We start from the raw sequence: 9,233 nt of genomic DNA, 5'->3' as shown, positions 1-9,233 counted from the left end.
CCCTCTATTCCTGGTTAGAGTGGGTAGTGTCGATGAGCACGACAGCCCAACCCTCCACGGAAAGCAAAGAACACCGCCTGAAACGCTATCTTCGCGAACGTGCAGAAGACGGCGAACTCTACTTCAAAGGGAAGTTCATCGCCGACGACGTCGGGATGTCCCCGAAGGAGATCGGCGCGCTGATGGTCAAGCTCTCGGAGTCGGCGACCGACCTCGAGATCGAAAAGTGGTCCTACACCAGTGCGACCACGTGGCGCGTCGAACCCGCCTGATCCCTCCAGTCGCACCCGCTTGCCGCCGCGCAGTTGTCCGCCCCCATCCGCTTCGATGGTGGTCTCGATACTCGAGCCGGTATCGAGATCAGTAATCGAACTCCGAAATCGGGACGATAGCAATTCCTGACTAACTGCAGTCGATTTATACGAACCGACAACGAACCTCCGGTGATGGACGACCGTGCTTCGTCCGGAATTGGCCCAGCACGCCGAGCGACAGCGACAGACGAGGCGACGACAGATGGGCCTCCGATCGAGCGTATCGAGTCCGTCTTCGCGGTTTACGAGGTGCGAACCGACGGCGACTCGGTCGTCTACTACGGCGACCCGCTGGTTCAGCCGGAGCAATTGCTCCGGGAGGTGTGGCCCGTCTTTCGAGAGTACGGCTACGAACCGCAGTTCGAGACGCGCCACGGGGAGCACGTCGTCGTTGCCGAACCGTCGAGCATCGGTATCGACGGGATTCCGTGGACGAACATCCTGCTGCTCGGTGCGACCGTCCTCTCGACGCTGTTTGCAGGCGCGATGTGGTATCACATCGACCCGATCGCGAACCCCGCCGAGATGTGGAAGGCCTGGCCCTTCTCGCTCGCCATTCTCGGCGTGCTCGGCGTTCACGAGATGGGTCACTACGTGATGAGTCGCTACCACCAGGTCGACGCCACGCTCCCGTACTTCATCCCGGTGCCGACGCTCATCGGGACGATGGGCGCTGTGATCAAGATGAAAGGCCGGATGCCGGACCGCAAAGCACTCTTCGATATCGGCGTCGCCGGCCCGCTCGCCGGACTGGTTGCAACCGTCGTCGTCACCGTCGTCGGCCTTCACCTCCCGCCGGTCGTGGCCGGAGACGCCCTCGTCCAGGACCCGGACGCGATTCAGATTCAACTCGGCTATCCCCCGTTACTCGAGTTCCTCGCCGCGATCACCGATCAGCCGCTGTACCGCGACGATCCGGCGACGGCGGTGAATCCGGTCGTCATCGGCGGCTGGGTCGGCATGTTCGTCACGTTTCTCAACCTGATCCCGGTCGGCCAACTCGACGGCGGCCACATTCTCCGGGCGATGGCCGGCAGGTTCCAGGAAACGATCGCGGCGCTAGTCCCCGGCGTCCTCTTCGGACTCGCAGCGTACCTCTATTACTGGGACGATTACAGCGGAAACGCGGTGGCTATCTGGGCGTTCTGGGGGCTGTTCACCGCCGTCCTCGCCTCGGTCGGCCCGGCCCAACCCGTGCGAGACGACGCGCTCGATACCGGCCGGTTTCTCCTCGGGCTCGTCACCTTCGGCCTCGGCGTCCTCTGTTTCATGCCGGTTCCGGTCGCGGTCGGGTAACGAGTTCAGTTAGTACCCGGCCGTTCGCACGCTCACTTACCCGTGCGTGAATCCCCGATCCACGAGTTCGGTGCCGTCCATCGTGATACCGTCCTCGCGGGCGGTGACTGTTCCGAGTACCGAAACGGGGACTGCGGTCGCCTCGCGGACGGCGTCGAGTTCGGATTCCGGCACCGTCGCGACGAGTTCGAAATCCTCGCCGAAGGTGGTTGCGCGCTCGAGTGCATCTTCCTCGTCGTCCGTGTCGATCACCGCGCGGACCGACTCGTCGATCGGGACGCGATCCGACTCGATCGCGAAGCCGCAGTCGCTCGCCTCGCCGAGTTGGTGAAGCGAGCGCGCGAGGCCGTCGCTCGAGTCCATCATCGCCGTCGCGCGGGCCGCGAGCGCCCGGCCGGCCGCGATCCGCGGCTCGAACCGAAACAGGTCGTTCGCCCGCTCGGCGTCGCCGCGCTCGAAGAACTCGAGTGCGGCCGCGCTGCGGCCGAGCGTCCCGGTCACGCAGACGAGGTCGTCCGTACTCGCACCGCCGCGCGTAACCGGGTCGTCTGCGAGGCGACCGATCGCCGTCGTCGCCACGGTGAACTCGTCGTGGCCGTCGAGGTCGCCGCCGACGTACTCGGCACCGACGCGGTCGCACACGTCGCTCGCGCCGCGTACGAACGCGAGCAGGTCCGCGCGAGTGAACTCGGGGACGGCGTAGGCGGCGACGGCGGCCGTCGCCTCGGCACCCATCGCCGCAACGTCCGAGAGGGAGGCCCCGACGGCCCGCCAGCCGGCCGTATACTGCGTCGTGCCGTCCGGAAAGTCCGTCCGCTCGTGCAGCATGTCCGTCGTCACCACGAGGTCGTCGACGATCGCAGCGTCGTCGCCGGCGGCGTCGAGTTCACCCGAGAGCAGCGCCAGGGCGGCCCGTTCGTCCATACCCCCCTGTTTCGACTCGAGCGCGAAAAACGGTCCGGGATGCCCGGGACGACGCGGAGCGGATACGATGGTCTTAAATGCCGCGGAAGGGAACCCAACGGCAATGGCTACGATGTACGACGTTCCGGCGGACGACCTCATCGAGGCGCTCGCCGCGGACTTCGAGGACCGACTCGACGAACCGGAGTGGAGCGAATTCACGAAAAGCGGCGTCGACCGCGAACTGCCGCCGGAACAGGAAGACTTCTGGGCGACCCGCGCCGCAAGCCTCCTACGCAAGGTCGCAGACCGCGGTCCGGTCGGTGTCGAGCGACTCGCAACCGAGTACGGCGGCGGCAAGAACGGCTCCAACCGCTACCAGGTCGCTCCCGACAAGCGCGCCGACGGCTCGCGCAACATGATCCGCACCATCCTCCAGCAGCTCGAAGAAGAGGATCTCGTCGAAACCGCCGAGGGTGAAGGTCGCCGCATCACCGCCGAGGGCCAGAGCCTGCTCGACGACACCGCCGGCGACGTTCTCGAAGACCTCGACCGTCCGGAACTCGAGCGCTACGCCTGAACCGGTTTCCGCAGCTAAAGCTGCACTCGTCTTTCAGGGCGCGTTTTCCCCGATCGTGAACGGGCAGTAGCGGTAGTCAGCGGACGATCCGTCGCGGTACCGGAAGGCGACTGCTCGCGAGTGGGAGACGGACCGATGTGCGGACTCGTCTCGATGTCGTCCGAAATCATTTTCCTCCGTGCGAAACAACTGTCCGTATAGCTATGAGTGGCTCACCCGACGAGGAGAAACTCGAGGAGCTTCGACAGAAGAAAATGGAACAGCTCCAGGATCGCGCCGAGTCCCAGCAGGGCGGCGAGGAGCAGGAAGCGGCCCGCCAGCAGGCCGAAGCCCAGAAGAAGGCGGTCCTGCGCCAGCACCTGACCGACGACGCCCGCAAGCGACTCAACACGGTCAAGATGAGCAAGCCCCAGTTCGGCGAACAGGTCGAACGACAGGTCGTCAGTCTCGCCCGTAGCGGCCGCATTCAGGGAAAGATCGACGACGAGAAGATGAAACAGCTTCTCAAGGAACTCAAGCCCGACTCCAAGAGCTTCGACATTCAGCGCCGGTAGCGCAGGCATGGATCTCGGACTGCTCTACAGCGGGGGCAAGGACTCGACGCTCGCCGCGCTTCTCCTCGACGAGTTCTACGACGTGACCCTCACGACGGTACACTTCGGTATTAGCGACGACTGGAAACACGCCCGCGAGACCGCCCGCGCGACGGGATTCGCGTTCGAACGCCTCGAACTCGATCCCGACGTGGCCCACGAAGCGGTCGAGCGCATCCGCGAAGACGGCTTTCCGCGAAACGGTATCCAACACGTCCACCAGCAGGCGCTCGAAGCGCTCGCGGCCGACTCCTTCGACGCCATCGCCGACGGGACGAGGCGAGACGACCGCGTGCCGACGATCTCGCGCGCGCAAGCACAAAGTCTCGAGGATCGCCACGAGGTCGACTACATCGCCCCGCTGTCGGGCTTCGGGCGTACCGCCGTGGACCGTCTCGTGGAGGCGCGGCTCGACGTGACCGTCGGCCCGAGCGAGGAGATCGATCGGGCGGATTACGAGGCCGAACTACGGGCGATTATCGCCGAGGAGGACGGCCCGGCGGCCGTGGCTGAACTCTTTCCGGATCACGATCAGACGTACGTGACGGGCGTTCGATAGCGCTCCGGCGCTCTCGATCCGTTCTCGTTTCCGTCGCTTCCGATTCCTCCCCCTGTGCGGTAGATATAAGTCACTACCAATCAACAATTAGAACGGAAGCCACCAAATGGACATGAAATGTCCCGGATGGTGATGACATCCGAGACGTGGCTTCCATGCGGTGTCGCACTGAAGCCATGTTTGCGTACATTCTCACGGGATATAAACATCCCGCACGCCTGATGCATCGACGGGTTCGACCAGTAGCGAGTCTCTCCTACGATGGGACGGGACCAGCGAGGTGCCAGTCGGTATGACCGATCAGACAGACTCCAAGAGCGGATCTGACGCCGACGGCACCGATACAGACACCGCTCAGGACGCGACCACTACCGACACAGCGGACGAACCGGCGAACTCGAGCCTCCCGCAGTGTCCCCGCTGTGACAGACCCATCGCACAGACCACCATGATCGGTCCCGGCGAAGCCGTCGCCGGCCCCTGCGGCTGTCGCGTCGCTCCACCGGTCCCGGATCGATCCGACTCGGACTAAGCCACCGCGAAACGAGTTCAGCAATCTGAACTCGGGTCGCGGCGGCCAGCCGAGTTGGCGGTGGGCTCGAGGCGGCGACACCACCACACCACCATCGAAACCACCTCGTCCGCCGGCTGAACTCGGTCCGTAATCGCGACGTGAGCGGTAAGGCCGCTTGAAATGAACGGATACAACAGCTAACTCTCTCGTCTCACGGCCCGTAGACAGAGGAAGACCGGCTGCTTTGACTCCTTCTCAAATCGCTCTGGCCGTTGCTCTTTGAAGGCGTCCGTGGGCTGCGGTTCAGTTATCGTATCCACCCGAAAGCCGGTCTCGAGTAGTGGACTGAGTACTTCCGAAAATGGACGCCGGTAGTACGGAACAGGAGGTTCCCACTCCTTCGTTCTCTGCTCAATCTCGAAGTAATCCATATCACCGTCAATATTGTATTCGTCGAGCGGGTGTATCACTGAAAACACGAAGAACCCACCCGGTTTGAGAAGGCGGGCGAATTCAGTGAACGGCCGGTGCCAGTTCTGTACGTAGTCGAGTACGAGACCGCTCACGATACCGTCAAACTCATCTGCTGTTGCAAAATCAAGTGGGGCACCAAGATTTGCTTGATGAAACTCTGCTCGCCCGCCACACCGTTCAGTAGCACGAGTAAGCATCTCTGTGCTCACATCGATGGCCACGACCTCGCCTCCCTGGTCGAGTAACCATTCTGTGTACCTCCCGTTTCCACACCCTGCATCGAGAATCTGTTTCCCATCCACGTCCGGTATAAGAGCCGTCGTTCCCGGGAACTCCAAATGGGCATTATACGCGGAGTTTTCCACGTCTTGTGCGTATGTATCCGCCAATTTGTCGTAGGCATCTTTCGCTATCGGCCCCTCTTCTGTAGTCATGTTCGGCTCCTTACTGGTGTTCGATAATATACTGATGGGTTACGGTACAATATCCGGAACGAGGCTGGTTTTGCGCCGGATTCAGCCTATTGCAGGCGATTTCTATCCGCTGTGTCACTCGGATCGTCCCGCAGAGACCGATGAGTGCTTGTCGCCAAATCAAATAAACCAACTTGTATATAAATCAATCTGATAAATATACTACAAAATACAATCACTTTGTTGATGGGATGACACGAGACACCCCTGACGACGAGAAACGAACGTCGACGAACATGAACCGGCGGACGGCGCTCGGCGCGCTCGGTGCGAGTCTCCTCGCGACCGGATCCGGATTCGGCATCGGCGGCGCGGGCGCAATGGATGGGTCCGCCCGTGAACTCGGTGGGTTCCGCGTCACGGGAACGATCGTAACGCGCGCCACGATCAGGCCGACGGCGGTCACGATCACGAAGCGAAAGACGAGTTCAGAACTGAAAGAACGGTACGGAAAGTCGGAGGTCGTCGAAGAGCGAACGATCGAGCGACCGGATCCCGAGGCGGACGACCTTCCGGAGAAGGCCAAACGCGAGGAACAGCGAGACTGGGACGCGCTGTACGCGACCGGAGACGAGTGGGAGACGCTGTTCGAAACGCAACAGGAAACGCTCATGTTCACCGACGACGGTGTTTCGGCGGACGCGTCCTACCCGTCGTACGTGCCCAAATACTACCACGCCCAGGACAGCGGCGGCTACGAACTCAAGGGGCCGGTCAACCTGCTGTCGAACTCGACCGCGGACGCGGACGATCTGGCCGTCGAAATCGACAGCCAGGGCGGGATTCTGTGGAACACCTGGCCGGTCGAATACGGTCGCCACATGTACATCGACGGGGAGTGGATCGAAAACGAAGCCTCCGTCGCGTCGGGTCCGTTCGGCGTCCTCGGCCGAACGCACGGCCGAATCTGGACGGGGCCGTACAGTAATTACGGGATCGTCGGGGCGCATATCGACGATGCGGCCCCCCACGAAGCAACGTCGTATCTCGATGCGGAGCAGGAGATCACCGACATGATGAGCGGGAATTCGGATTACTACGATGCCGACAACGGGGAGCACCCGAGCACGGGCAACAGCCTGCTCGATCACAACGGCGACGTCTCGCTGATCTGACCGGCGGAAACCCACACGCTCTATTTCGGTTGCGCGAACCTCTGGAAGCAGTGGACGAAATGCTCTTGGCGGTGAACTCGACATGAAACTGAAACGTGGATGCGGATCACAGCCGATTCTCCGGCATCGTTACTGCCGTTCGGGGAGACGATAGACTATGCCGGGTTCCGGCCAGTTCGTCGAGGCGATCGCGCCTCGCACAACGATCTTGCTTCCGTTCGCCCTGCTGTGGGTTCTCCTGGGAGCGTATCTGGTACTCCTCGAGTTCGCCGAAGAGTCGGCGCTCCTCACGGTTGTCGAGGGAGTGCTCGGGATCGTGATGGCACCGATCGACGCGCTCGTGCATCGAACGGGCGAGTTTTTCCGCGAAAGCGCTGTCGGGGCGGCAGTCGGGTACGGACTCCTGATCGGCTACTTCTATGCCATTGCGACCGTCATCGGGCTCGCGATCGACGCGCTCGCGGGACGCTGAGAGCGACGTTCCCAAACGAAAGGATAGAAGTCCGCCCTCGGTGAACCACCAGTCATGTACGACCGGATCAAGGGCTTTCGTGACTTCTATCCGGGCGAGATGGCCGCCAGACGGGCGACCATCGACACCCTGGAGGACACCGCCCGCGGCTACGGCTTCCGCGAGATCGGGACGCCGGCCCTCGAACGAGCCGAGATGTGGACCGACAAGAGCGGCGACGACATCGTCGAGGAACTGTACTCCTTCGAGGATCAGGGCGGCCGCCACGTCACCCTGACGCCGGAACTGACGCCGACCGTCGCCCGGATGGTCGTCGCCAAGCAACAGGAACTCTCGAAGCCGATCAAGTGGTTCTCGACCCGGCCGTTCTGGCGCTACGAGCAGGTCCAGCAGGGCCGCCAGCGCGAGTTCTACCAGACGAACGTCGACATCTTCGGCTCCTCGGAGCCCGAAGCTGACGCCGAGATCCTGGCCTGGGCTGCCGACGCGCTAACGAACCTTGGGCTCACCGACGAGCACTTCGAGTTCAGAATCTCCCACCGGGACATCCTGGGCGGCGTGCTCGAGACCTACGATGCGGACGTGGATATCGACGACGCGATCCGCGCGGTCGACAAGTCGGACAAGCTTTCGACGGCGGAGTACCACGATCTGCTGATCGGGGCGGGACTCACGTCGGAGCAGGCCGTCGAGTTCGACGACCTCGTCGCCGGTGGCGATCTCGAGGCGGTCAGAGCGTTCGCGGACACCGATCGCGTCGACGCTGCGGTCGACAACCTCCAGCACGTCCTCGAGGCGGCCGACGATTTCGGCGCGCGCGAGTACTGTACGATCTCGCTCGAGACGGCCCGCGGACTGGATTACTACACGGGCGTCGTCTTCGAGTGCTTCGACTCCGCGGGCGAGGTCTCGCGGTCGATCTTCGGCGGCGGCCGCTACGACGACCTGATCGAGAGCTTCGGCGGGCAGCCGACGCCCGCGGTCGGCGTCGCACCCGGTCACGCGACGCTGGCGCTGTTGTGCCAGCGCGCCGGCGTCTGGCCCGACGAGGAGGTGACGACTGACTACTACGTCCTCCAGATCGGCGACACCCGAACGGAGGCGGCCCGGATCACCCGCGAGCTCCGCGAGCGCGGCCACGTCGTCGAGACGGACGTCGCCGGGCGCTCCTTCGGCTCGCAGTTGAATTACGCGGACTCCATCAACGCCGAGACGGTCGTCATCGCCGGCGAACAGGACCTCGCAAACGACGAGGTGACGATCAAAGATATGAACTCGGGCGATCAGATGCAGGTCCCCGTCGAGGAGTTCCCGGGCGAGTACGAGCGGCCGACGTTCGCGGATTTCGACTCGTAACGCCTCGAAGAGCGAGAACGGACCGCCGTCGCGCGGTTCGTTCCGACCGTTTCCGGTCGGCCGGACGTTAGTTTTTCTCGAGTTCGACGGTCGGTTCGGCCTCGGTTTCCGTCTCGGACTCAGGCGTGGTCCCGGTCCCAGTTCCAGTTTTAGTTCCAGTTCCGGTCCCGGTTTCGAGTGCGGCCCCACGCTCGCGGTCGCTTCCAGTCACGCCGTCGAGTTCGTCGGCGAGAATCGGCTCGACGAGATCGGCCCGCTTGATCGGCGAGTGACCGGTTTCGACGTGGTGATCGATCATCGCCAGATCGAGTTCGGTCGTTGCGTCGTCATCGGCCCGGTGACTCCACTCACATTCCCCACAGGATGCCGTTGGCACGCGTGACGCATTGAACTGAGGCGTAATGAGCGTGCGGGTTTACTGGGAGCGTGTTTATGGGACGCGCAGTAGCGAGCGGGGGTGAGACGAAAACTGAGAGGAAATGGAAGGGGAAGAGGAAGGAGCGAGCGGTAAACGGGAAAGGCGAGGTAATGCGAGGCAAGAGGCGGTACGGGAACGGGAGCAGATCCAGGTCCCATCGTTAACT

The 9,233-nt window shown here is 62.9% G+C and carries 12 protein-coding genes; 9 read left to right on the top strand and 3 right to left on the bottom strand.

Going from position 1 to position 9,233, the window contains the following annotated elements; all coding sequences use genetic code 11:
* Positions 1–32: 32 nt before the first annotated feature.
* A complete protein-coding gene (locus C480_RS00485; protein WP_006107664.1) occupies positions 33–272 on the top strand; it encodes a DUF7123 family protein in 240 nt (79 codons plus the stop codon).
* A gap of 174 nt (positions 273–446) precedes the next feature.
* Positions 447–1,610: a site-2 protease family protein gene (locus tag C480_RS00480; RefSeq protein ID WP_006663665.1), complete on the top strand. Its 1,164-nt coding sequence runs from the start codon at positions 447–449 to the stop codon at positions 1,608–1,610.
* A gap of 36 nt (positions 1,611–1,646) precedes the next feature.
* On the opposite strand, the gene thiL is transcribed toward C480_RS00480, so the two are convergent.
* Complete coding sequence (thiL, locus tag C480_RS00475) at positions 1,647–2,534, bottom strand: thiamine-phosphate kinase (protein ID WP_006663664.1); 888 nt, start codon at positions 2,532–2,534, stop codon at positions 1,647–1,649.
* A gap of 103 nt (positions 2,535–2,637) precedes the next feature.
* Between thiL and C480_RS00470 the strand changes: the two genes are divergently transcribed.
* The 4 genes from C480_RS00470 (at position 2,638) to C480_RS00455 (ending at position 4,777) form a co-directional block, all read left to right on the top strand.
* The gene (locus tag C480_RS00470; RefSeq protein WP_006663663.1) at positions 2,638–3,093 is read left to right on the top strand and encodes a 30S ribosomal protein S19e; all 456 of its coding nucleotides are present in this window, start codon (positions 2,638–2,640) and stop codon (positions 3,091–3,093) included.
* 203 nt (positions 3,094–3,296) lie between these two features.
* Entirely contained in the window at positions 3,297–3,647 is a 351-nt protein-coding gene (locus C480_RS00465; protein WP_006107651.1) for a DNA-binding protein, read from the top strand.
* 7 nt (positions 3,648–3,654) lie between these two features.
* A complete protein-coding gene (locus tag C480_RS00460) occupies positions 3,655–4,245 on the top strand; it encodes a DUF7411 family protein (RefSeq protein WP_006663662.1) in 591 nt (196 codons plus the stop codon).
* A gap of 292 nt (positions 4,246–4,537) precedes the next feature.
* A complete protein-coding gene (locus tag C480_RS00455; protein ID WP_006663661.1) occupies positions 4,538–4,777 on the top strand; it encodes a hypothetical protein in 240 nt (79 codons plus the stop codon).
* A 179-nt stretch (positions 4,778–4,956) separates the two neighbouring features.
* Here C480_RS00455 and C480_RS00450 read toward each other — a convergent pair whose 3' ends face one another.
* Positions 4,957–5,667, bottom strand: a complete 711-nt coding sequence (locus C480_RS00450; protein WP_006663660.1) for a class I SAM-dependent methyltransferase — start codon at positions 5,665–5,667, stop codon at positions 4,957–4,959.
* Between the two features lie 230 nt (positions 5,668–5,897).
* On the opposite strand from C480_RS00450, the gene C480_RS24125 reads away from it, so the two are divergent.
* The 3 genes from C480_RS24125 (at position 5,898) to hisS (ending at position 8,649) form a co-directional block, all read left to right on the top strand.
* Positions 5,898–6,821 (top strand): hypothetical protein, encoded by a 924-nt coding sequence (locus C480_RS24125; protein ID WP_006663659.1) that lies wholly within the window; start codon positions 5,898–5,900, stop codon positions 6,819–6,821.
* A 157-nt stretch (positions 6,822–6,978) separates the two neighbouring features.
* Positions 6,979–7,293, top strand: a complete 315-nt coding sequence (locus tag C480_RS00440) for a hypothetical protein (protein WP_006663658.1) — start codon at positions 6,979–6,981, stop codon at positions 7,291–7,293.
* A 54-nt stretch (positions 7,294–7,347) separates the two neighbouring features.
* Positions 7,348–8,649 carry a histidine--tRNA ligase gene (gene hisS / locus C480_RS00435; protein ID WP_006663657.1) on the top strand — a complete coding sequence of 434 codons (1,302 nt, stop codon included), beginning with the start codon at positions 7,348–7,350 and terminating at the stop codon, positions 8,647–8,649.
* A gap of 67 nt (positions 8,650–8,716) precedes the next feature.
* Here hisS and C480_RS00430 read toward each other — a convergent pair whose 3' ends face one another.
* Positions 8,717–9,025: a hypothetical protein gene (locus tag C480_RS00430; protein WP_006663656.1), complete on the bottom strand. Its 309-nt coding sequence runs from the start codon at positions 9,023–9,025 to the stop codon at positions 8,717–8,719.
* Positions 9,026–9,233: the final 208 nt, after the last annotated feature.

Source organism: Natrialba aegyptia DSM 13077 (assembly GCF_000337535.1).
In the GTDB taxonomy this organism is placed as follows: Archaea; Halobacteriota; Halobacteria; order Halobacteriales; family Natrialbaceae; genus Natrialba; species Natrialba aegyptia.
Note: the sequence above shows the minus strand (reverse complement) of the source record. Positions and strands in the feature narration are given on the sequence as shown.